This window comes from Streptomonospora mangrovi (assembly GCF_027604915.1).
GTDB lineage: Bacteria > Actinomycetota > Actinomycetes > Streptosporangiales > Streptosporangiaceae > Streptomonospora > Streptomonospora mangrovi.
Genome location: NZ_JAJAQC010000049.1, coordinates 1 through 21,649, shown reverse-complemented (window position 1 = coordinate 21,649; position 21,649 = coordinate 1). Strand labels below are relative to the sequence as shown.

Sequence of the window (21,649 nt, the reverse complement as noted above, 5' to 3'; positions counted from 1 at the left end):
GCGCGCCGCGGGCGGCCCCGCGCGAAGATACCGGCGGGAGCGGGTGAGCTGTGCACATCGTGATCTTGGGCTGCGGGCGGGTGGGCTCCACCCTCGCCCACCGGCTGGAGGACATGGGCCATTCGGTCGCGGTGATCGACCAGTCCCCCGAGGCGTTCCGCCGGCTGCGCCCGGCCACCGCCAAGGCGGCGGTGCACGGCGCCGGCCAGGACCGCGACGTGCTCATCGCCGCGGGTATCGAGTCGGCGTCGGCGTTCGCGGCGGTCAGCAGCGGCGACAACTCCAACATCATCACCGCCCGGGTGGCGCGCGAGACCTTCGGGGTGCGCAACGTCGTGGCCCGCATCTACGACCCCCGGCGCGCGGCCGTCTACCAGCGGCTGGGGATCCCCACCGTCGGCACGGTGCACTGGACCGCCGACACCGTCCTGCGGCGGCTGATGCCCGGGGCGGCCGACCTCGACCTGGGTCCGCTGTGGCGCGACCCCTCGGGCACCCTGGTGATGACCGAGGCGCCGCTGACATCGGCCTGGACCGGCCGGCGGGTGGAGCAGGTGGAGGCCGCGCTGCCGCTGCGGGTGGCCTACCTGGTGCGCGCCGACCGCATCATGCTGCCGCGCGGCGACGACACCCTGCACGCGGGCGACATCCTGCACGTGCTGGCGCGCGCCGAGGAGATCGACCGGATCCAGGCCCGCCTCGCCGAGGCGGCCGACGAGCGGCAGGGAGGCTAGGATGCGCGTCGCGATCGCGGGGGCGGGCGGTGTGGGCCGCTCCATCGCCGCCGAACTGAGCGAGAGCGGGCACGAGGTGCTGCTGATCGACCGCGACACCCGCGCCATCGGCGTGGACGAACTGCCGCGCGTGGAGTGGCTGCTGGCCGACGCCTGCGAGCTGGCGTCGCTGGAGGACGCCCGGCTCAGCGACTTCGACGCCGTGGTGGCCGCCAGCGGCGACGACAAGGTCAACCTGGTGGTCTCGCTGCTGGCCAAGACCGAGTTCGGCGTGGGCCGGGTCATCGCGCGCATCAACGACCCCCGCAACGAGTGGCTGTTCACCGAGAACTGGGGCGTGGACATGGCGGTGTCGCCGCCGCGGCTGATCGCCGCCCTGGTGGACGCGCCCGACACCGACGTCGAGGACGAACTGGCGGCCGAGGTGTCGGGCGGGCTGTCGCTGCCCGAGACCGACCTGCTGGAGTTCACCCTGCCCGACGACACCCCGCACGAGGGGCGGCTGGTCGCGGAGTTCGCCGCGGCCCTGCCCGAGGGCGTGGTGCTGGTGGCGGTGGTCCGCGCCGGCCGGGCGCACCCGCCGGAGCCGGCGACGCCGCTGCGCGCGGGCGACGGGCTGGTGTTCCTGGGCAGCACCGACGCGGTGGAGGAGTTGGGCGTGCTGCTGGCGCCCGAGCCGGGGTAGACAGGGGCGCATGCGGGCCGACTCGGCGGGTCCACCGCCGGGGTCGGCCCGGGACCGGTGCCAGGGCGAGGGCGACGGGCCGGGAACCGCGGCGGCGCCTCGGCGGGGCCGGTCGCGGGACCGCGCGCAAGGCCCTAGGGTGCTAGCCCGTGACCGATTCCTCCGCACCCTTCGCACCCTCCGCTTCCTCCGCGCACCTCGAAGCGACGGCCGACGCCTACGACGCCGTGGCCGTGATCTACGACGAACTCGCCCGCGACGCGCTGGACGCCTTCCCGTTGGACCGCGCGATGCTCGCCGCGTTCGCCGCGCACGTGCGCGCCGCCGGCTCGGGCCCCGTCGCCGAACTGGGCTGCGGCCCCGGTCGGACCACCGCGCACCTGCGGGAGCTGGGGCTGGACGTCTTCGGCGTCGACCTGTCGCCGGTGATGATCGACCTGGCCCGCACGTCGTTCCCCGACCTGCGGTTCGAGGTCGGCTCCATGGACGCCCTGGACCTGGCCGACGGCGCGCTGGCCGGGGTGGTGTCGTGGTACTCGCTCATCCACCTCCCGCCCGCGCAGGTGCCCGCCTACCTGGCCGAGTTCGCGCGGCTCCTCGCGCCCGGCGGCCACCTCCTGCTGGGGTTCTTCGAGGCGGAGGGCGGTCCGGTCACGGAGTTCGACCACAAGGTCACCACGGCCTACCGGTGGCCGATCGACGAACTGGCGGGGCTCGCCCGCGCGGCCGGGTTCACCGAGATCGGCCGGATGCTGCGCGAGCCGGGTGACAACGAGCGGTTCCGGCGCGGCGCCCTGCTGATGCGCCGGGGCTGACACCGGTGCGCGACCGCCCGCGCGCGGGACAGGCGTCGGGCGGTCGCGGAACGCCGGGGCGGGGGCGTGCCCGAATGCGGCGTCGGGGCGTGCGCGGGGCGGACGGTCGCCGGCCGCCCCCGGGCGGGGCGACTGCCGCGCGCTGCCGCTACTCGGCGGTGCGCGGCCGCGCGGCGGCTTCCTCGGCCCGGGCGGCGACCTCGGTGGTCTCCGTGTCGGCGGCCTCGCCCGCCATGGGCGTGCGGCCGCGCGCCAGCAGCCACACCATGGCCGCGAGGGCGGCCACCTGCAACGGCCAGCCCATGGCGATCTTGGCGATGCCCAGGAAGGCGAAGGTGTTGGCCACGCCGTAGCTCTCGGCCGCCCACAGCGGAAGCTGCACCGCCACGCGCACCACGCAGGGCAGCACGAGCAGCCAGGTCAGCCGGGAGCTGAGCCGCACCACGGCCGGGTTGTCGCGCCAGCCGGTGGGATCGCCGGTGACCGCGCCGATCAGCAGGCCGATCGCCGGCCAGCGGATGAGGATGGTGAGCGTGAGCACCGCCGCGTAGACGGCGTTGTAGATGATGCCGGGCAGCGCGAAGTCCTCGGCGTCGCCGCTGCGCAGCGCGAAGACGGCGGCGATGCCGATGCCGAAGAGGCTGTTGACCACGAACTGGACCGAGGAGCGCTGCACCAGCCGGACGACGGCCAGGGCCACGGCGACGCCGACGCTCAGGATCAGGGACAGCCGGAGTTCCTGGGTGGCCATGTAGGCGACGGTGAAAGTGAGGGTGGGGATGGCCGCCTCGACCATGCCGCGCTTGCCGCCGAGCGCCTTGGAAAGCTGGGCGCGGACGACGGCCTCGACCGTCTGCTCGGAGACGGGCTGGGCGGCGGCGGTCGCGGCCGTGTCGTCGGTCGCCGCGGAGTCGGATCGGGCGCCGGGAACCTCCGTGGTTTCGGCGGCGCGCTGGTGGTCGGTCATGAGGCTCCAGATTCCGGCGTCGGCTACGCCTTCCACCCTAGGTCACGGCGGCGCGGCCGAGCGCGATTTGACCATGGCCGACCCTGGCGTTTCCGGTCGGCCGCCTCTTCTCCTGCTTCCCCGTTCCGCCCTCTCGATGCACCCCCACCCGCGACGCCGCGCCGCCCGGCCCTCCCGCCGCAGGCGGGAGCGGTCGGGCGGTGCGGGGAGCACAGGCGGCTCAGGCGGCGAGGAGGGCGCCGACGGCAGCCCTCATGGCGGATGGTTCAGACGGACGGCGAGGAACCGAAACGACACGGGACCGGGTCCGCGCGCAACGAGAAGCGGCTCCCCCCTTCCCAGGTCTTCGCGCCCGCCGCCGGCCTCGCAGCCGTCCCCGCCACACCACGACGCGAGAATGGGCGATTGGCGCCCGGCCGTGCGGGGGGCGGGCGGTTAGGCTGGCCGCAGTGCCGACCGCGTCTGCTGGGAGTGTCCGCGATGCCCGTTTCCCTTCGGTCCGACCAGGTGGAGTTCGCGACACGGCTCACGCCCGCCCTCGGCGCGGGCGGCGAACTGGCGTGGTCGCCGCTCTCGGTGGCCAGCGCCCTGGGCCTGCTGGCCACCGGCGCGCGCGGGCGCACCCGGCGGGAGCTGACCGCCCTGCTCGGCCCCGACCTCGACACCCACCTGACGGCCCTGGACGACGCCGTGACCGGCGCGCCCGAACTCGCCACCCTCACCAGCCTGTGGGTGCGCGAGGACCTCCCGGTGCGCCCCGAGTTCACGGCGGCGGTCAAGACCCGGCCCAACTCGGCCGTCCGCACGGGCGACTTCGCCGCCGACCCCGACGGCGTGCGGCGCGCGGCCAACGCCGAGGTCGCCGAGCTGACGCGCGGCCTCATCACCGAACTGCTGGGGTCCGGCGACGTCAACGGCGCGACCCGCGCCCTGCTGGTCAACGCGCTGTGGGTGCGGGTGCGCTGGTCCAAGCCGTTCGACCCCGCCGACACCGCCCCGCACGACTTCCGCAGCCCGTCGGGCACCCGGCGGGTCCCGATGATGCGCGGGCGTGAACGCCGCCCCTACGCCCGCGCGGCCGGGTGGCGGATGGTGACCGTCGCGGCGGCCGACGACCTCGCGCTGGACGTGCTGCTGCCCGAGGACGAGTCCGACCGGGGCGTGCCCACCGTCAAGGCCCTGCACGCCCTGTACCGGGCGGCCGCGCCGACCGACGTCGACCTCGCGCTCCCCCGCTTCGAGGTGCGCACCCGCGCGACCCTCTCCGGCGCGCTGCGCGCCTGCGGAGCCGCCACCGTCTTCACCGACGACGCCGACCTGTCAGGGGTCTCGGAGCATCCGCTGCGCGTGGACGAGGCCGTCCACGAGGCCGTGCTGCGGGTGGACGAGAAGGGCGCGGTGGGCGCGGCCGCCACCGGCGTGGTGATGCGCACCGTCGCGGCGGTGCCCAGCAAGCCGGTGCGCTTCGTGGTGGACCGCCCGTTCACCTTCATCCTCCGCCGCCGGGGCGGCCTGCTGTTCCTGGGCACGGTCACCTCGCCCACCGACCCCGGCCCGGCCGAGGACTAGACCGTTGCCGGGAGACCGGTGCCCTGGTCAGCGGTTGTAAGCGATCGATGGCCGCTGGACCGGGCTCCCGGCGCTCAGCCCCGCTCGGCGGCTGCTCCGGCGTTCTCGGGCGGCTCGTCCAGGCGGTCGAAGGGGGCCGCGTAGGCGAAGGCGCCCCGGGCCGCCGCCGGGTCGTAGGCGGTGAGGGTGCGGACCTGGAAGTAGTCGCCCCAGGCCGGGTCCGGCGCGGCGATGCCGCGGTGCGACGCGGGCCGGAACCCGAAGCGCCGGTAGAACGCGGGCTCGCCCAGCAGCGCCACGAACGGCGCGCCCAACGCGTCGGCCGCGCCCAGGACGGCGTGCATGAGGGCCGACCCCACGCCCCGCCCCTGGTGCTCGGGCGCCACGCTCACCGGCCCCAGTCCCAGCGCCTCGGTGGCGCCCACCCGGCCCCGGCTGCACACCACGTGGCCGATCACAGGCCCCTGCCCGCGCGCCGCGTCCGCGTCGTCGTCGGACACCGCCACCAGGGACAGCTCGGGCACCCAGCCGGGGTCCGCGCGCAGCCGGTCGATGAGGGTCACCTCGATGGGCTCGCGCCCCTCCGGCATGCCGGAGGCCGCCGCCTGGGCGGCGAAGGCGGCGGCGGTGACGGCGCGCACGGCGGAGGCGTCGCCCGGGGTCTCGCGGCGGATGATCACGGGGCGGGCCTCAGTTCTCGCGCTCGGGCGCGGCCGCGCCACCGGGCTCGCCGGTGCCGGCGGCCTCCGGCGCGCCCGCGCCCTGGCCCGCCGCCCCGTTCTGCCCCGCCTGGTTCTTCGGCATGGCCTCGGGCGGCACCACGATGGGCAGCAGCTCGCGCGGCGGCATCGGGGTCTCGCCGCGCACCACCACGATCTTCTGGAACAGCTCCTCGACACCGGCCATGGCCTCGGGCTTGACCGCGCCCTCGCCCCGGATGACGCCGAACAGCACCCAGCGCGGGCCGTCCACGCCGATGTAGCGCACGCGCTCGCCCAGTTGGCGGCCCTGGTCGTCCTTCTTCCCGGCCACCGGGATGACCGCGCGCAGCTCCGGCCCGAAGGTGCCGTCGAAGTCCTCGACCTTGCCGCCCTGGGTGGTGACCTGGGTGCGCAGCTCCTCGCGCATCTCCTCCCACACGCCGCTGGACTTGGGCGCCGAGAAGGGCTGGATCTGCAAGGCCGTGCGCTGGTTGTGCAGGGTCACGCCGATGTGCCGGCCGCCGCGCGCGGAGTTGACCTGGATGCTGGTGCCGGGCACCACGGGCACCCGCAGCGACCCCAGGTCCAGGCGCTGGAGCTCGGGGGCGTCCTCGGAGGCGTCCCAGGGCCCCAGACTGCGGTGGCGGTCGGCCTCCTTGGCGGGCTCCGGCGGCGCCGACGCCGAGGTGTCCTCGGCGCTGGGGCCGATCACCCGATCGGCCTCCCGGGCCCGTGCGGCGCGCGCGGTGTCCTTCTTCTTGCCTCGGCGTCCGAACACGCCCTACACCCTTCCCGCTCGGTGGTCCCGGGTCGCCCCGGGTGTGCTGGTCTTGGTCACCGCGCCGCGTGGCCGCCCGTGGACCCGAACCCGCCCGTGCCGCGCACGGACTCCGGCAGGGTGTCGACCTCGCGGAACCGCGCCCGCTCGACCCGCTGGATGACGAGCTGGGCGATGCGGTCGCCGCGCGTGAGCTTGACCGGGGTGGCCGTGTCGGTGTTGAGCAGGGTCACCCGGATCTCGCCCCGGTATCCGGCGTCGACGGTGCCGGGCGCGTTGACGAGCGTGAGTCCGCAGCGGGCCGCGAGCCCCGATCGCGGGTGGACGAACGCGGCGTAGCCGTCGGGCAGCGCGATGGAGATCCCGGTTCCGACCACGGCCCGCTGCCCGGGTTTGAGGACGACGTCCTCGGTGGTGACCAGGTCGGCACCGGCGTCGCCGGGGTGCGCGTAGGTCGGCAGGGGGATCTCGGGGTCGAGCCGGCGGATGAGGATGTCGAGGTCTCCGCCGGTGTGGGATTCGCTACTCACACTTAGCGAGCTTAGCGCGGTCCACCGGCTCCGATCGACGCCGGAGCCCGTGCCCACGGCCCCGTCCTGGTGCCGCCCCGCCCCGGGCCGGAGCCCGACAAACCTCGACCCGCGCACGCGGCGGGCAGCGTGGCGCTGCTGCCGCCGCAGCGGGGCCCCGCCCGCCCCCCCCCGCCGGCGCGCCCGGCCCGCCCCCCCCCCCCCCCCCCCCCCGCGCTCGGTGGGCAGGGCGGGCTCGGCGGGCTCGGTCGGCGCAGCGCGCTGCTGCTTGTCGCCGCGCCGACTCCGGCCCTGGTCGTACTGCTTGTCCTGCTCGCCCTACTCCGCCTGCTCGGCGGGCAGGCTGACGTCGACCTGGAGGTCGGTGTCGTCGGTCTCCTCGAAGTCGAGCCGGGCGGCGCGGCCGGCGGCGGCGAGGTCGTCGGCGGCCTGGCGCGCCTGGTGGACGTGCTTGCCGCGCACGGCCACGCGCTCGACCTCGGCCCGCATGGACAGCTTGGCCTCGGACTTGGCCTTGCGGACCATGCGCAGCACCTCGGAGGCGGCGCCCAGCACGGCGGGGTCGCCGTCGCGGGCGGCCGCGCGGAACTCCTCGGCGTCGGGCCAGGAGGCGGCGTGCACCGAGCCGTCGTGCCACCAGCTCCACACCTCGTCGGCGACGAAGGGCAGGAACGGGGCGAACAGCCGCTGGAGCGCCGAGAGCGCGATCAGCAGCGCCGCGCGCGCCGAGGCGGCCGAGGGCGAGGCGGAGTCGTAGGCGCGGGCCTTGACCAGCTCCAGGTAGTCGTCGCAGAACTCCCAGAAGAAGCGCTCGACGCGCTCCAGCGCCCGGGTGTGGTCGTAGTTGTCGAAGGCGGCGGTGGCGTCCTCGACGACGTCGGCGAGCGCGGCCAGCATGGAGCGGTCCAGCGGCTCGGTGACGGCGGCGGGGTCGGCCGAGGTGTCCTCGCCGGCGACCGACAGCGCGAACTTGCCGGCGTTGAGGATCTTGATGGCCAGGCGCCGCCCGACCTTCATCTGGCCTTCGTCCAGCGCGGTGTCGGTGCCCAGCCGGCCGCTGGCCGCCCAGTAGCGGATGGCGTCGGAGCTGTACTTCTCCAGCAGGTCGATGGGCGTGACGACGTTGCCCTTGGACTTGGACATCTTCTTGCGGTCGGGGTCGAGGATCCACCCGGAGATGGCGGTGTTGCCCCAGGGCAGGGTGCCGTTCTCGAAGTGGGCCCGCACCACCGTGGCGAACAGCCAGGTGCGGATGATGTCCTGGCCCTGGGGCCGGAGGTCCATGGGGAAGACGCGCTCGAAGAGGTCGGGGTCGCGCTCCCAGCCGGCGGCGATCTGCGGCGACAGCGACGACGTGGCCCAGGTGTCCATGACGTCGGGGTCGCCGATGAACCCGCCGGGGCGGCCGCGCTGGTCCTCGGTGTAGCCCTGGGGGGCGTCGGAGCTGGGGTCGACCGGGAGCTGGGATTCGTCGGGCAGCAGCGGGGAGTCGTAGAGCGGGTTGCCCTCGGAGTCGAGCGGATACCACACGGGGAAGGGCACGCCGAAGAACCGCTGGCGGCTGATGAGCCAGTCGCCGTTGAGCCCGGCCACCCAGTGCTCGTAGCGCGAGCGCATGTGGTCGGGGTACCAGTTGAGTTCGCGGCCCCGCGCCAGCAGGGCGTCGCGCGTGGCGGCGTCGCGGCCGCCGTTGCGGATGTACCACTGGCGGGTGGTGACGATCTCCAGCGGCTTGTCGCCCTTTTCGTAGAACTTCACCGGGTGGGTGATGGGCGCGGGCTCGGCGAGGAGGTCGCCGGACTCCCGCAGCATCTCGACCATGCGCTCGCGCGCGGTGTGCACGGTGGCCCCGGCCAGGCGGGAGTATGCCTCGCCCCCGCCGGCGGCGGCCACCGCCTCGGGCGGGTCGGCGACGATGCGGCCGTCCCAGCCGATGACCGGGCGGGTGGGCAGTTGGAGTTCGCGCCACCAGGTGACGTCGGTGGTGTCGCCGAAGGTGCAGATCATGGCGATGCCGGAGCCCTTGTCGGGGTCGGCCAGGCGGTGCGCCACGACCGGGACCTCGACGCCGAAGACCGGGGTGCGCACGGTCTGGCCGAACAGCGGCTGGTAGCGGGGGTCGTCGGGGTGGGCGACCAGCGCCACGCAGGCCGGCAGCAGTTCGGGCCGGGTGGTCTCGATGACCACGGGGTCGGCGCCCTCGCGGTGGAAGGCCAGCTTGTGGTAGGCGCTGGGGCGTTCGCGGTCCTCAAGCTCGGCCTGGGCGACGGCCGTGCGGAAGGTGACGTCCCACAGGGTGGGGGCCTCGGCCATGTACGCCTCGCCGCGCGCCAGGTTGCGCAGGAACGCGCGCTGGGAGGCGGTGCGGGAGGCGGAGTCGATGGTGGCGTAGGTGTGGCGCCAGTCGACGCTGAGGCCCAGGCGGCGCCAGATGCTCTCGAAGACCTTCTCGTCCTCGGCGGTGAGGCGGTCGCACAGCTCGATGAAGTTGCGCCGGGAGATGGGGACCTGGCGCTTGGGGTCGGGCTTGGCCGGCGGCGAGAAGTCGGGGTCGTAGGCGACGGTGGGGTCGCAGCGCACGCCGTAGTAGTTCTGCACGCGGCGCTCGGTGGGCAGGCCGTTGTCGTCCCAGCCCATGGGGTAGAACACCGCCTTGCCGCGCATGCGCTGGAAGCGGGCGACGGTGTCGGTGTGGGTGTAGGAGAAGACGTGGCCGATGTGCAGCGAGCCCGAGACGGTGGGCGGCGGGGTGTCGATCGAGAAGGTCTCGGCGCGGGAGGCGGTGCGGTCGTAGTGGTAGACGCCGGACTCGTCCCATACCTGGACCCATTTCGCCTCGATACCGTCGAGCGAAGGCTTGTCGGGAACGCGGAAGGAACGAGAGCGGTTGGTCATAGGCCCAATGGTATTGGTTTGCCGGTCCTGATCGCTCCGTTTTCCACAGCCCGCCGGACCTGCGCGCGGACCGTCCCCGCCCGCCCTCACGGGGGTGGGTGCGCCGCCCGCCGCGCCGACGCGCGGGCCGCCCCTACGGGCGGCGGGCGCGGGGCATGGCAGTATTTCCAGTATTTCGGCCAGGCCCTCCGATCCGGTTCGCGGCGTCGTTTCGGGGCAGGAGAGGCCCGACCGTCCTCCGTTGGGAAGGGACACGTTTCGTAGAGATGGCTAAGAGCAAAGAGGGCCAGGGGCACCTCGCGGCGCAGATCGTCGGCGGCGTCACGGCGGTGGCGGCGGCCTACGTCGCGCGCAAGGCGCTGACGTTCGCCTGGACGCAGGTCACCGGCAAGGCGCCGCCCACCGAGCCGGAGTCGCCCGACGTCACGCTCGGCGAGGCGCTGGGCTGGGCCGTGATCACCGGTATCGGCATGGAGGTCACCCGCGTGCTCGCGGTGCGGGCCGCCTACCGGCAGTTCTTCGACGCCGGGAACCAGACCGGCGTCGTGGGCATCGACGTCGACTGACCCCCGGACAGACCCGGTCCACCCGCCTCTTCGCGTTCCGGTTCCCGATGCGAGGCGCGGGTCCGGGGGCGCGGCCATCGGCTCTCAGCACGGACGGTCAGGGCGGCGGCGGGGCGCCCGCCCTCGTTCCCTAGGGCGCCTTGGGCAGGGCGCGGCCGCGTGCCCCGCCCGACTCCACGCCGCCACGGCCGCCGCCGGCTCCGGGCAGCGCCCGCTTGCGGAGGTCGGCGCGCACCGACTTGGCCAGCGCGTGGGTGGCGGCCCGGTTGAGGGTGCCCCCGGCCAGGGCGCCGGTGAGGTAGGGGCCCAGGGTGGTGAGGTGGCGCCCCATGAGGCGCAGCAGCCGCTTGCGCAGCGCCGCCTTCGCGGCCGCGCCCAGGGTGACCGACAGCGACTCCCCCGCCTTGGTGGGGTCGATGCCGCGCTTGCGCGCCCAGGCGGCGAGGTAGCCGGAGGTGCGCTGGAGTCCGGAGCCGGGCGCCGGGGACTCGTAGACCTCGTGCAGCTCGGCGATGAGCTTGACCTCGATCGCGGCGACCACCAGGGTCTCGGCCACGAGCTGGGCGGGGGCGGTCAGCAGCAGCGGCGGCGCGGTGAACTGCACGGCGGCCAGGGCACCGCCGGCCGCTCCCACGGTGGTGGTGGCGTTGGCGGCGTTGCGCACCAGCGCCTCGGCGAGTTCCTCGCCCTCCAGGCCCTTGTGGTGGCGCACGAGCGTCTCGCGGTCGCGCACGGGGATGCGCGGGGCGATGTCGTTGGCGAACAGGTCGGTGACCCACTTGCCGGTGGCCACCCCGCCGTCGCGGGCGGAGCGCGCGCTGCCGGCCAGGGCGCGGGCGAGCCGCCCGATCAGCCCGGCGCGGCGCTTGGGGTCGGCTCCCTCCTCGCCGAGGATGCGCCCCACCAGGGCGCCGACCTCGGCGTTGGAGGCGGGTTCGAGCTCGGTCCCGGGACGGCCCTCCTCAAGACCCTCAGCGGAGTTCTCGGGGCCGTCGGCGGCCTTGCCGGCGCCGCCGGCAGCGGCCTCCGGGCCTCCGGCGGCCTTCGTGGAGCCGCCGCGGGCCTCCTCGGCGGCGCCGAGGGGCGTGCCGCCGGGGGCCGTGTCGGCCTGCTCGCCGGTGCGGTCCACGGGCGTGTCGTCGGACACCTGCTTACCCCCAAATCCCAGCTTTTTCCCAGCATTTGGCAAAGCCTGTCACCCCTGCCGCTTTCCACGCTAAGGGAAGTCCGGAAATCAATGGGCCGCCGGGAGGCCATAACCGGCCGCTAAAGCACGATGCGCCCCCCTAAGGGGACGCATCCGGTGCCGCTCACACGCCGCACGGCCGGTTGAGGCAGTCGAGCCAATGGAGGAAGGAGGCCACCCGTTCAGGCGGCGCACTCCTTGCAGACGAACTGCCCATTGTGCTCTTCGGCGAGCTGGCTGCGGTGGTGCACCAGGAAGCACCGGCCGCAGGTGAACTCGTCGGCCTGACGCGGCAGCACCCGGACGGCCAACTCCTCGCCGGAGAGGTCGGCGCCGGGAAGCTCCATGCCCTCGGCGACCTCGTCCGGGTCGACGTCGATGGTGCTGGTGCCCTTGTCGACGCGACGTGCCTGGAGTTCTTGCAGGCTGTCCTCGTTGATGTCCTCGTCGGTCTTACGCGGGCTGTCGTAATCGGTGGCCATTCTGCCTACTCCATCCCCCTCGTTCTATGCCTCGTCGCGCGCTACCAACGCTTCAGAGACTCGTTTTGTGCCCGAACCTGCCAGAAAGTTCCGCCGGCGTAAGTGGACTATGACCCCTCCCGGGTGCAGTCGCACCTGCACAGCCTCCGGACTCACCGCGCGTCATCGCGCGGGTTCCGCCCGTTCTCATGTGCTACCCAACGCCTGAAGGATTCCGACCTATTTCCTCGTCTTTCCTCGCATCGGTCGAGCGCGGGTACTCCCCGAGTCGCAAGGTCAGAACAGACACGCGTGCGCCGGGGTTTATTCCCGCCGTGTTCACGCCCGGGAGAGCATACCCACCTTCGGAAGCGGCTCGGACCCGGGGGCGCCGTGTCGTGAGACACGTATAGATATCACGGACACACCGCGCACCGCAGCTTGTCCGCCGAGGGCGCCGGAGGCCGTACGCGCAGGGGGGTTCAGCGCCCCGCCGCGGCCGACTCGCGGCGCACCCGGGGGAAGCGCACGGTGACCACCAGGCCGCCGCCCGCGCGCGGCCAGGCGCTGACCGTGCCGCCGTGCGCGCGCACCACCGAGCGGACGATGGACAGCCCCAGGCCGGCGCTGCGGCCCGAGCGCACGCGGTCGCCCGAGGCGCGGCGGAACGGCTCGAACAGGCCCTCGATCTCGTAGCCGGGGACCACCGGGCCGGAGTTCTCCACCTGCACCGCCGGGGAGTCCTCGTAGCTGCCCGAGCGCACGGTGATCTCGCCCTCGGCCACGTTGTAGCGCAGCGCGTTCTCGACCAGGTTGGCCACCAGGCGCTCCAGCAGCACGGGATCGCCGGTGACGGGCGCGGCGCGCAGGTCGGTGCGCACGGTCAGGCCGGACTTCTCGACGTCCTCGGAGAGCTGGCTGAGGACCGTCTCGGCGACCTCGCCGAGGTCGACCTGGGTGCGCACGTCCAGTTCGCGGTCGCTCTTGGCCAGGAACAGCAGGCCGTCGATGAGCCGCTCGTGGCGGGCGTTAGTCTCCAGCAGGGTGCGCCCCACCGTCTTGAGGTCGGCCGACGCCTCAGGGTCGCTCAGGGCGACCTCCAGGAGGGTGCGGTTGATGGCCAGCGGGGTGCGCAGCTCGTGGGAGGCGTTGGCGACGAACCGGCGCTGGCCGTCGAAGGCGCGGTCCAGGCGCTCCAGCATGCCGTCGAAGGTGTCGGCGAGTTCGCGGATCTCGTCGTCGGGCCCGCCCAGGGCGATGCGCTCGTGCAGGGAGCGCTCGGAGAGCCGCCGCGCGATGCGGGTGATCTTGTGCAGCGGCGACAGCGCCCGCCCCGCCACGAAGTAGCCCAGGCCCACCGCGAGCAGCCCCACGATCACCAGCGCGATCACCGAGAAGCGGGTGACCTCGGCCAGCACCGTCTCGATGTAGGTGTTCTTGATGTTCTCCAGCGCGGTGGGGTCGTCGTAGTAGGGGGAGTCGGGCGCGACGGTGAAGGTGAGGTTGTCCAGCAGCCCGGCGACGATGATGTAGTTGAGCAGCACCAGGAACGAGCCGGCCGCGAAGAACAGCATCCCGTAGATGAGGGTGAGCCGGGCGCGCAGGCTGATGTTGTCGGTGAAGCGGTGCACCCCGCCCGCGACCGGGCCGCCCGCGGCGGCCGAGGGGGCGGGCTGGGCCGAGGACAGCCGCCGCCACGTGCCGGTGTCGCCCGGCGGCGTGGGCGCGACCTCGCCCGGCGAGACGGCGGGGCCGGACTCGCCGTCCGGCGGGGTCAAATCCGGTACCCCGCTCCGGGGACGGTCTGGATGACCGGCGGCTCCCCGAGCTTCTTGCGCAGGGTCATCACGGTGACCCGCACGACGTTGGTGAACGGGTCGGCGTTCTCGTCCCACGCCTTCTCCAGGAGGCCCTCGGCGCTGACCACGGTGCCGTTGGCGCGCATCAGCACCTCCAGCACGGCGAACTCCTTGGGGGTGAGGGAGACGGTGCGGCCGTCGCGCTGGACGGTGTGGTTGGCGGGGTCGAGTTCGATGCCGTTGCGGCGCAGCACGGGCGGCAGCGGCGGGACGGCGCGGCGGCCCAGGGCGCGCACGCGCGCGATCAGCTCGGCGAAGGCGAAGGGCTTGGTGATGTAGTCGTCGGCGCCCAGGGTGAGGCCGGCGACCTTGTCCTCAAGCTCGCCGGAGGCGGTGAGCATCAGGATGCGGCCGGTGTAGCTCTGCTCGACCAGGGTGCGGGCGACGTCGTCGCCGTGGACGCCGGGGAGGTCGCGGTCGAGGACGATGACGTCGTAGTCGTTGACCCCGACGTGCTCAAGGGCGCTGTCGCCGTCGTAGACGACGTCGACGGCCATGGATTCGCGGCGGAGTCCCACGGCGACGGTGTCGGCCAGGACCTGCTCGTCTTCGACCACGAGTACGCGCACTGTGTGTTCGTCGTCCTTCGTCCATTCGCGACCCGGGTGGGCCGCTGCCGGCGCATCCCCCAACACACCGGCAGCGGCGTCTGAACCCCCGGCTGCACCATCCGTTATCGCACCCGCTGAATAAGGATGAGGTAAGCCATCGCGGCAGGGGTGCCGCCATGGATCTCCGTGCCCGCCGCGGTTGTGCCGCGGAGGGCGGGGCCTCACCCGGGGCGCCGGCCGCGAGCGGCCGGTGGCGGGTGCGCGGCAACCTGGGTAGCCGCTGAGGGGCCGCGCGGGACCGGGATCCGGTGCCCGAGGGGCTCCCCTGTGCGCGGGTGTCGCTGCCGGCGTATCCCCCAACCGCCGGCAGCGACGTTCACCCCGCACATTTCAAATCTGACACATCAAGAATAAGAAACAAGTAAGCCCTGGTGCCGTTCGCCGGATGTGGTGTAGCGCACCGTTCCGTAACGGGCGAACGCGGTCGGCGGCACGTGCGGCGGGCGCCCGCCGGCGCCCCTCGCGATTGTCCCACGCCCGCCCGCGCCGCGACGGGGCTTTCGCCCGCCCGGCCCCCATCACGGCTCGATCACGTCCCACCTGCGGGGGTTTGGGGGCAGCGCCGCACTGGGTATGGCCACCACCCGCGGGTCGCGAGGGTCACGACGCCGCGTCCTCCACGTCATCCGCCACACCGCCGTGGCGCGTTCATGGCGTCCGTCCGGGTCCCGTCGGGGCCCACCGCATACGCAGCAACCGCAGCATTCGCAGCATCGACGCGAAGAAAAAGTGAGGTGAAATGGGCGAGTTCCGCGCGGAGATCAAGGGCCGCATCATGGAGATCCGCCAGTCGCTTCAAGCGGCGCAGGCCGCCGGAGACGAGTACCTCGCCGACGTGCACATGTCGGAGCTTGAGGACCTGCACCGCATCGCCGCACGCAACGGGGTCGACACCGGCTGCGTCTGAGCGCACCGGAGGCCGGCGGCCCTGACCCGCCCCGGCTCCGCGCGGCCCCGCAGCACGGGCCGCGCCCGCACCCCCGCCCGGGGTCCGGGGCACCACCGAAAACCCACCCGACAGCGCCGGCCCGCCGCACCCGCGGCGGACCGGCGCTGTCGGCGTTCAGCCCTCCTCGGGGCCGTCGGTGTCGGCGCCCAGGCCCACCAGCAGGTCGTGCAGCTCCTCGAACAGCCCGGGCGGGGCCGCGATGGTCAGGTCGGGGTTGGGCGGGGCGCCGTGCAGCCCGCCGACCCGGGCGCCCGCCTCCTGGGCGATGAGGGCGGCCGCCCCCCAGTCCCAGGGGTTGAGGCCGCGCTCGTAGTAGGCGTTGGTGCGCCCGCGCGCCACGCCGCACAGGTCCACCGCCGCCGATCCCCCGCGGCGGATGTCGCGCACGCGCGGCAGCACGGTCCGCAGCACCTCGGCCTGCTGCGCCCGCCGCCGGGCGGAGTAGCCGAACCCGGTGGCCACCAGCGCCATCTCCAGCGGCACGGGGTCGGCCACCCGCAGCCGCTCGCCGTTGCAGTAGGCGCCCCCGCCCAGGGTGGCGGTGTAGAGGTCGCCGCGCACCGGGGCGGCCACCACGGCGGCCACGGTCTCGCCCGCGTGCTCCACCGCGATGCACACCGCCCAGTCCTCGCGGCCGTAGAGGTAGTTGACGGTGCCGTCGATGGGGTCGACGACCCAGCGCACGCCCGAGCCGCCGGTCTCCTCGGCGCCCTCCTCGCCCAGCACCGAGTCGTCGGGGCGCTGGGCCAGCACCCGCTTGCGGATCAGCTCCTCCACCGCGCGGTCCATCTCGGTGACCACGTCGGTGGGCGTGGACTTGGTGGCGAGCACGTCGATCCCGGCCTGGCCCTCGGCGGCGACGCGCCCGGCCTCGCGGGCGATGTCGACGGCGATGGCCAGCAGCGCGGACCGGTCCTCGGCGGACGTGGACATGAATCCCCCCGTTGGCTTGGCTGGTGGGGCGCCCGCCGTGCCCGGCGGGAGCGGCCCCGAACACCGAGCGATGGTATCGGCCCGGCCCGCGGCGCCGGCGGGGCGGTCGCGGGCCGGGGGCCGAAGGGCTGGGCGGGCGGCGTCAGCGCTGGGCGCAGCAGCCCGGCGCGCACGCCTGGTCGGCGGGCAGCGTGCCCAGGCCCACCCGCTCGGCTCCGGCGGCGCGCTCGGCCACCAGTTCGCGCACCATCGCCACGAAGCGGGGGTGGGTGCCGGGGCTCAGCGCGCGCTCGAAGCGCAGGCCGAGGTCGGCGGCGGTCTGGCGCGCCTCGTTGTCGAGGTCGTACTTGACCTCCATGTGGTCGGACACGAACCCGTGCGGCACCACGACGACCGCGCGCACCCCCTGCTCGGCCAGCTCGGCGAGGCGGTCGTTGACGTCGGGCTCCAGCCACGGCTGGGAGGGCGGGCCGCTGCGGCTCTGGTAGACGAGGTCGTAGGGGTGGTCGCCGCCCAGCCGCTCGGTGACCAGGCGCGCGACCTCGGTGAGCTGGGCGACGTAGGCGCCGCCGGGGCCGAAACCGTGCCCGGGCGGGCCGCTGGCGGCGGCCATGGCGGTGGGGATGGAGTGCGCCGAGAACAGCAGGTGGGCGCCGGCGCGGTCCTCCTCGGGCAGCCGGTCCAAGGCGGCCCGGGTGTGCTCCACCAGCGGCTCCACGAACCCGGGGTGGTCGTAGAAGGGCCGGATCAGCTCGATCTCGGGCGCGCCGGGACCCACCGCCTCGCGGGCGGCGGCGATGTCGTCGAGGTAGGCGCGGTGGCTGGAGTAGTTGCTGTAGGCGGAGGTGGCCATGGCCACCACGCGGCGCACACCGTCCTTGGCCATCTGGGCGACGGTGTCGGCGAGCATGGGGTCCCAGAACCGGTTGCCCCAGTAGACGGGCAGGTCCACGCCGTGCTCGGCGAAGTCGGTGCGGACGGCCGCGATGAGGTCGCGGCACTGCTGGTTGATCGGGCTGACGCCGCCGTAGAGGTAGTAGTGCTGACCCACCTCGGCCAGCCGCTCGCGCGGGATGTTGCGTCCTCGGGTGACGTTCTCGAGGAAGGGGATGACCTGGTCCTCGGCCTCGGGGCCGCCGAACGAGATCAGCAGGAACGCGTCGTAGGGATCGTAGGGCATGGCTCCATGTAACCAGCCTCGGGAGCCGCCCCCGCGCCGCCCGCGCGTTGCGCGTGTCACGGGGGGTGGGCGGGGTTCGCGGGCGCGGGAGCGCTCCTCCCGGACCCGCCGCGGCGAGGTCGGGTGAGCGGAGAGGGCGCGGACCCTCCGCCGGCGGCCGGGATCGGTCGGCGGCGGCCTCTGTTCGGGTGCGCGGTGGCGCTGTAGCCTCCGGGGCCATGACCAATGTGGTGTGGCGCACATGGGGGCGGACCCAGACGGCGCGGCCGCGCCGGATCGCGGTTCCCGGGAGTACCGAGGAGGTCGCGGCCGAGGTCCGGGCCGCCGCGGCCGAGGGGGCGCGGGTGCGGATGGTCGGCTCGGGCCACTCCTTCACCGGGGTGGCGGTGACCGACGGCGTGCTGCTGGCGCCCACCGGCCTGTCGCGGCTGCGGTCGGTGGACCCCGAGGCCGGCACGGCCGTGGTGGAGGCGGGCATGCCGCTGTGCGACCTCAACGAGGCGCTGCTGGACCACGGGCTGGCCCTGGCCAACATGGGCGACATCGCGGTGCAGACGGCGGCCGGGGCCATCCAGACCGGCACGCACGGCACCGGGCGGGCCAGCGGCGGGCTGGCCGCCCAGGTGGTGGGGCTGGAGCTGGTGCTGGCCGACGGGTCGGTGGTGGGCTGCTCGGCCGAGCACGAGCCCGACCTGTTCCAGGCCGCGCGCGTGGGCCTGGGCGCCTTCGGCGTGGTGACGGCGCTGACGCTGGCGGTGCGCCCCGCGTTCCTGCTGCACGCCCGCGAGGAGCCGATGGCACTGGAGGCGGTGCTGGAGGGCCTGGAGGAGCTGCGCGCGGCCAACGACCACTTCGAGTTCTACTGGTTCCCCCACACCGGCCGCACCATCACCAAGCGCAACAACCGGGTGCACGGCCCGGCCGAGCCGCTGGCGCCGCTGCGGGCGTGGCTGGACGACGAGTTCCTGTCCAACACCGTGTTCGAGCTGGTGAACCGGGTGGGCCGACGGGCGCCGGCGGTGATCCCCGCCATCAACCAGGTCTCGGCGCGGGCGCTGACGGCGCGCGCCTACACCGACGCCTCCTTCCGGGTGTTCTCCACGGTGCGCCGGGTGCGGTTCGTGGAGATGGAGTACGCGGTGCCGGCCGAGCACCTGGGCGCGGTGCTGGGCGAGGTGCGGCGGATCGTCGAGACGCGCGGGCACCGGGTGTCCTTCCCGGTGGAGGTGCGGTTCGCCCCGGCCGACGACGTCTGGCTGTCGACCGCCTACGGCCGCGACACCGCCTACGTCGCCCTGCACGTCTACCAGGGCGTGGACCACCGCGCCTACTTCGCCGACGTGGAGCCGGTGTTCACCGCCGTGGGCGGGCGCCCGCACTGGGGCAAGCTGCACACCCGCGACAGCGCCTACCTGGCCGGGGTCTACCCGCGCTTCGCCGAGGCGCTGGCGGTGCGCGAGCGGGTCGACCCGGAGCGGCGCTTCGCCAACGCCTACCTGGACACGGTGCTGGGCCGCTGAACGCGCCCGCGCCGCCGTCCCGGGTGTGCGGGGCGGCGGCGCGGAGGCTGGGCAGCGGACCTGCTGGAGCGGACCTGCGAGGCGGCGCTACTGGGCGGGCTGTCCGGACAGGTCGCCGTTCTGGTCGGTGCCGGTCTGGGGCTGCTGGGCGCCGGTGCCGCCCGTGCCGCCGGTGCCGGGGTCGGTGGTGGCGCCGGGGTCGGTGGTGGGCTCGGCGTCCTCCTCGGGGACGGCGGTCTGCGCGTCCTCCTCGGGTGCGACCGTCTCCTGCCCGGTGCCCTCCTGGGTCTGGGCGGGGTCGGCGGGATCGGGCTGGGGTGCGGTGCCGGTGTCCTCGCCGGTGCCCCCGGTGGGGGTGGCCTCGGAGTCGGGCACGGACTCCTGGGCGCCGTCGGCCTGGCCCCCGCCCAGCAGGGTGGGCGCCGAGCCGGAGTCGGAGCCGCGCACGGTGTCCGACAGCGACTGGCCGGTGAACAGCTCGAACACCAGGATGGCGGCCATCGCGGCGACGAACACCACGGCGGCGGGGACGGCGACGAACCGCCAGTGCCGCCACCAGGTGCGCGGCTCAGCCGGCTCGGCCGGCTCGGGGGCGGTGCCGGTCCGGTTCCGCTCGCCGCCGCCCACGGTGGGCAGGGCGCGCGTGGCCTGGAGGTCGTCGGCATCGGCCGCGCCGCCCGCGTACGCCCTCTCGGAGCGGGCGCCAAGGGCGGTGTCGGTCTCGGTGGCGGCGGCCAGCAGGGTGTCGCCGTCGGCGGTGCCGGGTCCGGAGCGGGCGAGCGCGCCGCGCGCGGAGTCGGGGCGGCGCCCGCCGGACCTGGCGGCGAGGTTGCGGGCGGTCTCGCCGCTGCGCTCGGCCAGGTGCTGGAACACGGCGGTGCCCGCCGTGCTGAGGACGCTCATCACGGCGGCGCCGATGATGGTGCCGTAGACGCCCAGGAACGACGCCAGGGTGGCCGCCGTGAGCGTGGCGACCCCGGCGCCGACGACCTGGGGAACGCTCAGGTCCAGGCGTTTGCGCCGGGTGGGCTCGTCTTCTTCCTCGCGGTCGGTCATCCTCCCCCTCCGTGGTGGCCGGTGGTGCCGGTGGTGCCTGTGGTGCCTGTGGTGGCCGGTGGTGCCGGTGCGACGGCCATGGGCGGCGCGCGGCGGCGCCGGCGGCCGAGCGGCGGTGTGCGGTGGCGTTCCCGTGATCGCGGTCGGTTCCGACCGGTGGGGCGTGCCGCGCCGTGGGCGGCGCGGCCGGCGGCGGCCGGTGGGGGCGGCCTGCGGGCGCCGGGAACGCTGTGCGGCGGTGCCGATGGGCATCGGCACCGCCGCTCCCCCGTTGCCACACCAGAACTCCCCCAGAAGGGGCGAATGTTCCCTAATAGCCCGGAAACAGGACAGAAGTAGATTGAATCACGTTATGCCGCCAACCAGCGTGTCGGCTTGCATAACGGGTGCGCGGCGGGGCAGCGACGGCCCGGGAAAGCCCGCGTCCGCACCGGCCCAGCCGCCGGATCGGCGGATACCATCGGCCCAGGGGCGACGGGCGCGGTCGAGGCCGGGACGGACCGCCGCTCCGGAATCCCGGTTCACTCCCGTGTCAAGATGGCACGGGGGCAGCACCACGACGCTCACGGGCGGTTCGGAACCGCCCTGGGGTCACACAGTTCGGACATGCCGGGCGCGGTACTGGCCGAAGCTGTGGATGCCGATGAGACTGGGACCATGGGGGATGGCCGACGACCTACCCTCGACGGGACGCGAGAAGGAGGGCGATGCAAGAGCTTCGCCTGGTCGCCGTCAGCGAGGACGGCACTTACCTGGTACTGGCGAGTGCCGGCCGTGGAACCCGTTTCATGCTGCCCGTCGACGACCGTCTCCGCGCCGCCGTGCGCGGCCAGTTCTCCCGGCTCGGCCAGTACGAGATCGAAGTGGAGAATCCGTTGCGCCCCAAGGAAATCCAGGCTCGGATCCGCTCCGGTGAGACCGCCGAGGCGATCGCTGAGCACGCCGGGATCCCGATCGAGCGCGTGCGCTGGTTCGAGAGCCCCGTGCTTCAGGAGCGCGAGTACATCGCGCAGCAGGCGCAGCGCGCCACCGTCCGCCGCCAGGGCGAGTCCGCCCCCGGGCCCGTCCTGGGCGACCTGGTGGCCGAGCGCATCGGCGCGCACCAGTTGGAGAACGGCGACGCCGTCTGGGACTCCTGGAAGCGCGAGGACAACAACTGGCAGCTCAAGCTGGCGTACCTGGTCGCGGGTGAGGAGCGGGTGGCCCACTGGGTCTACGAGCCCCGCCGCCGCTCGGTCACCCCCGCCGACGACGAGGCCCTGCGGTTCCTCTCCCCCGAGGCCGACGCCCCCCTCGACCTCGGCCCCGGCAGCGCCAACGTCACCCCCTTCGTGCCGCGCCGGCAGGGGCCGCCCCCGGCGCCCGAGCCCGTGCGCCCCCAGCCCGCCTACCGCCAGCCCGACCCGGCGCCGCGCCCCGAACCCCGCCGCGAGCCCGTCGGCGACGCCCCCCTGCCCTCGGCCCCCGCCGCCCGGCCCGACGAGCCGCCGGCGCCGCCCGCCCCGCCCGCGCGTCCGGTGGCGCCCGAGCGTTCCGCGCCCGGCCGCGTGCGCATCCGCCCCGACCGCGACGCCCCCGTCCCCGCCGCCCACAGCGCCCACCCGCCCGCCCCGCCGCAGCGCCGCGACGACCCCGCGCGCGCCCCCGAGGCCCC

Annotated in this window: 20 protein-coding genes; 8 read left to right on the top strand and 12 right to left on the bottom strand. The window is 74.5% G+C overall.

Annotation, left to right across the window (positions count from 1 at the left end):
* Positions 1–50: 50 nt before the first annotated feature.
* The 3 genes from LG943_RS22585 (at position 51) to LG943_RS22575 (ending at position 2,234) form a co-directional block, all read left to right on the top strand.
* Positions 51–734, top strand: a complete 684-nt coding sequence (locus tag LG943_RS22585) for a potassium channel family protein (protein ID WP_270074357.1) — start codon at positions 51–53, stop codon at positions 732–734.
* 1 nt (position 735) lies between these two features.
* The gene (locus tag LG943_RS22580) at positions 736–1,419 is read left to right on the top strand and encodes a potassium channel family protein (protein WP_270074356.1); all 684 of its coding nucleotides are present in this window, start codon (positions 736–738) and stop codon (positions 1,417–1,419) included.
* A 149-nt stretch (positions 1,420–1,568) separates the two neighbouring features.
* Complete coding sequence (locus tag LG943_RS22575; protein ID WP_270074355.1) at positions 1,569–2,234, top strand: class I SAM-dependent methyltransferase; 666 nt, start codon at positions 1,569–1,571, stop codon at positions 2,232–2,234.
* 148 nt (positions 2,235–2,382) lie between these two features.
* Here the strand turns inward: LG943_RS22575 and LG943_RS22570 are convergent, their stop codons facing one another.
* Complete coding sequence (locus LG943_RS22570) at positions 2,383–3,201, bottom strand: DUF3159 domain-containing protein (RefSeq protein ID WP_270074354.1); 819 nt, start codon at positions 3,199–3,201, stop codon at positions 2,383–2,385.
* 480 nt (positions 3,202–3,681) lie between these two features.
* On the opposite strand from LG943_RS22570, the gene LG943_RS22565 reads away from it, so the two are divergent.
* On the top strand, positions 3,682–4,770 hold the full coding sequence (locus LG943_RS22565; protein WP_270074353.1) for a serpin family protein: 1,089 nt from the start codon (positions 3,682–3,684) through the stop codon (positions 4,768–4,770).
* Positions 4,771–4,844: 74 nt separating this feature from the next.
* Here LG943_RS22565 and LG943_RS22560 read toward each other — a convergent pair whose 3' ends face one another.
* From LG943_RS22560 to valS, 4 genes are all read right to left on the bottom strand, one after another.
* Positions 4,845–5,450 (bottom strand): GNAT family N-acetyltransferase, encoded by a 606-nt coding sequence (locus LG943_RS22560; RefSeq protein ID WP_270074352.1) that lies wholly within the window; start codon positions 5,448–5,450, stop codon positions 4,845–4,847.
* Positions 5,451–5,460: 10 nt separating this feature from the next.
* Positions 5,461–6,249: a DUF3710 domain-containing protein gene (locus tag LG943_RS22555; protein ID WP_270074351.1), complete on the bottom strand. Its 789-nt coding sequence runs from the start codon at positions 6,247–6,249 to the stop codon at positions 5,461–5,463.
* 56 nt (positions 6,250–6,305) lie between these two features.
* Positions 6,306–6,779 (bottom strand): dUTP diphosphatase, encoded by a 474-nt coding sequence (dut, locus tag LG943_RS22550; protein WP_270074350.1) that lies wholly within the window; start codon positions 6,777–6,779, stop codon positions 6,306–6,308.
* Positions 6,780–7,097: 318 nt separating this feature from the next.
* The gene (gene valS / locus LG943_RS22545; protein ID WP_270074349.1) at positions 7,098–9,674 is read right to left on the bottom strand and encodes a valine--tRNA ligase; all 2,577 of its coding nucleotides are present in this window, start codon (positions 9,672–9,674) and stop codon (positions 7,098–7,100) included.
* Between the two features lie 266 nt (positions 9,675–9,940).
* Here valS and LG943_RS22540 point away from each other — a divergent pair, with 266 nt between their 5' ends.
* Positions 9,941–10,240 (top strand): DUF4235 domain-containing protein, encoded by a 300-nt coding sequence (locus LG943_RS22540; RefSeq protein ID WP_270074348.1) that lies wholly within the window; start codon positions 9,941–9,943, stop codon positions 10,238–10,240.
* Positions 10,241–10,370: 130 nt separating this feature from the next.
* Here the strand turns inward: LG943_RS22540 and LG943_RS22535 are convergent, their stop codons facing one another.
* The 4 genes from LG943_RS22535 to LG943_RS22520 all read right to left on the bottom strand — a co-directional run bounded on the left by LG943_RS22535 (position 10,371) and on the right by LG943_RS22520 (position 14,315).
* Positions 10,371–11,387 (bottom strand): hypothetical protein, encoded by a 1,017-nt coding sequence (locus tag LG943_RS22535; RefSeq protein ID WP_408648634.1) that lies wholly within the window; start codon positions 11,385–11,387, stop codon positions 10,371–10,373.
* A gap of 221 nt (positions 11,388–11,608) precedes the next feature.
* Positions 11,609–11,908 carry a DUF4193 domain-containing protein gene (locus tag LG943_RS22530; RefSeq protein ID WP_179765605.1) on the bottom strand — a complete coding sequence of 100 codons (300 nt, stop codon included), beginning with the start codon at positions 11,906–11,908 and terminating at the stop codon, positions 11,609–11,611.
* Between the two features lie 461 nt (positions 11,909–12,369).
* Positions 12,370–13,665: a sensor histidine kinase gene (locus tag LG943_RS22525; protein ID WP_270074347.1), complete on the bottom strand. Its 1,296-nt coding sequence runs from the start codon at positions 13,663–13,665 to the stop codon at positions 12,370–12,372.
* A complete protein-coding gene (locus tag LG943_RS22520) occupies positions 13,662–14,315 on the bottom strand; it encodes a response regulator transcription factor (RefSeq protein WP_270074346.1) in 654 nt (217 codons plus the stop codon). Before LG943_RS22520 ends, LG943_RS22525 begins: the two co-directional genes overlap by 4 nt.
* A gap of 781 nt (positions 14,316–15,096) precedes the next feature.
* Here LG943_RS22520 and LG943_RS22515 point away from each other — a divergent pair.
* On the top strand, positions 15,097–15,264 hold the full coding sequence (locus LG943_RS22515; RefSeq protein ID WP_179765602.1) for a hypothetical protein: 168 nt from the start codon (positions 15,097–15,099) through the stop codon (positions 15,262–15,264).
* A 156-nt stretch (positions 15,265–15,420) separates the two neighbouring features.
* On the opposite strand, the gene LG943_RS22510 is transcribed toward LG943_RS22515, so the two are convergent.
* Together LG943_RS22510 and LG943_RS22505 are read right to left on the bottom strand one after the other, a co-directional pair.
* Positions 15,421–16,239 carry an inositol monophosphatase family protein gene (locus tag LG943_RS22510; protein ID WP_270074345.1) on the bottom strand — a complete coding sequence of 273 codons (819 nt, stop codon included), beginning with the start codon at positions 16,237–16,239 and terminating at the stop codon, positions 15,421–15,423.
* A gap of 142 nt (positions 16,240–16,381) precedes the next feature.
* A complete protein-coding gene (locus tag LG943_RS22505) occupies positions 16,382–17,419 on the bottom strand; it encodes a ferrochelatase (RefSeq protein ID WP_270074344.1) in 1,038 nt (345 codons plus the stop codon).
* Between the two features lie 218 nt (positions 17,420–17,637).
* On the opposite strand from LG943_RS22505, the gene LG943_RS22500 reads away from it, so the two are divergent.
* The gene (locus tag LG943_RS22500; RefSeq protein ID WP_270074343.1) at positions 17,638–18,939 is read left to right on the top strand and encodes a D-arabinono-1,4-lactone oxidase; all 1,302 of its coding nucleotides are present in this window, start codon (positions 17,638–17,640) and stop codon (positions 18,937–18,939) included.
* 87 nt (positions 18,940–19,026) lie between these two features.
* Here LG943_RS22500 and LG943_RS22495 read toward each other — a convergent pair whose 3' ends face one another.
* The gene (locus tag LG943_RS22495) at positions 19,027–19,995 is read right to left on the bottom strand and encodes a hypothetical protein (RefSeq protein ID WP_270074342.1); all 969 of its coding nucleotides are present in this window, start codon (positions 19,993–19,995) and stop codon (positions 19,027–19,029) included.
* A 707-nt stretch (positions 19,996–20,702) separates the two neighbouring features.
* On the opposite strand from LG943_RS22495, the gene sepH reads away from it, so the two are divergent.
* Positions 20,703–21,649, top strand: a 947-nt coding sequence (gene sepH / locus LG943_RS22490) for a septation protein SepH (protein WP_270074341.1), incomplete at its 3' end; no start/stop codon positions are given.

Excerpts from the sequence above, each read along its gene's own strand:
- LG943_RS22540 (WP_270074348.1), top strand. The coding sequence starts at position 9,941 with ATGGCTAAGAGCAAAGAGGGCCAGGGGCACCTCGCGGCGCAGATCGTC.
- LG943_RS22570 (WP_270074354.1), bottom strand. The coding sequence starts at position 3,201 with ATGACCGACCACCAGCGCGCCGCCGAAACCACGGAGGTTCCCGGCGCC.
- LG943_RS22580 (WP_270074356.1), top strand. The coding sequence starts at position 736 with ATGCGCGTCGCGATCGCGGGGGCGGGCGGTGTGGGCCGCTCCATCGCC.
- valS (WP_270074349.1), bottom strand. The coding sequence starts at position 9,674 with ATGACCAACCGCTCTCGTTCCTTCCGCGTTCCCGACAAGCCTTCGCTC.
- LG943_RS22495 (WP_270074342.1), bottom strand. The coding sequence starts at position 19,995 with ATGACCGACCGCGAGGAAGAAGACGAGCCCACCCGGCGCAAACGCCTG.
- LG943_RS22530 (WP_179765605.1), bottom strand. The coding sequence starts at position 11,908 with ATGGCCACCGATTACGACAGCCCGCGTAAGACCGACGAGGACATCAAC.
- LG943_RS22565 (WP_270074353.1), top strand. The coding sequence starts at position 3,682 with ATGCCCGTTTCCCTTCGGTCCGACCAGGTGGAGTTCGCGACACGGCTC.
- LG943_RS22505 (WP_270074344.1), bottom strand. The coding sequence starts at position 17,419 with ATGCCCTACGATCCCTACGACGCGTTCCTGCTGATCTCGTTCGGCGGC.
- LG943_RS22510 (WP_270074345.1), bottom strand. The coding sequence starts at position 16,239 with ATGTCCACGTCCGCCGAGGACCGGTCCGCGCTGCTGGCCATCGCCGTC.
- LG943_RS22500 (WP_270074343.1), top strand. The coding sequence starts at position 17,638 with ATGACCAATGTGGTGTGGCGCACATGGGGGCGGACCCAGACGGCGCGG.
- LG943_RS22515 (WP_179765602.1), top strand. The coding sequence starts at position 15,097 with ATGGGCGAGTTCCGCGCGGAGATCAAGGGCCGCATCATGGAGATCCGC.